This window comes from Mycobacterium sp. NGS50, assembly GCF_059812545.1.
On record NZ_JCALCW010000095.1, the window covers coordinates 1 to 602 of the forward strand.

Annotated in this window: 1 protein-coding gene; it reads right to left on the minus strand. The window is 66.3% G+C overall.

All coding sequences use genetic code 11. From position 1 onward, the window contains the following. The coding region (locus AC5Y36_RS25835; RefSeq protein WP_500043823.1) for an IS5 family transposase at nt 1-530 on the minus strand (530 nt) is incomplete at its 3' end. Nucleotides 531-602 lie beyond the last annotated feature (72 nt).

Genomic DNA, 602 nt, shown 5'->3' on the forward strand with positions numbered 1-602 from the left:
AGCCAGAGGGTGATCGCACGTAATACCGCTGCGCCGCGGTAGACGATGGCGAGTTTGTCGTAGCGGGTGGCCAGGCCGCGCCATTGCTTGACCTGGTTGAAGTTTCGTTCAACGACGTTGCGGCCCTTGTAATCGTCGGCGTTGAAGGCCGGGGGCCGGCCTCCCCGAGGACCGCGGCGCTTGCGGTGGGCGATCTGGTCAGACGGTTCGGGTATGACCGCGATGATCCCGCGTTGACGCAGCCGGGTTCGCGTTGCTCGGCTGGAGTAGGCCTTATCGCCGCGGAGGCGGTCAGGACGCGTGCGTGGCCGGCCACCGCCGCGACGATCGACTTTCAGATTCTCGAGCAAATGCTCGAGGACGGGCCCGTCGTGGGCTTGGCCGGCACCCACGAGCACAACCAAGGGTCGCCCGCGCCCATCGACGAGATGATGAATCTTGCTGGTCAGCCCGCCACGGGAGCGGCCAATGCCATGGTCAGGCGGCTCGCTGGCCAGATTCGTGTAATTCGACCCACCCCCCTGTGTCACGGGTGACGTTCGTGGCGTGCTGGTGGGCACGAGCGATCGTGGAGTCCACCGACACCGCCCAGTCGATGCCCC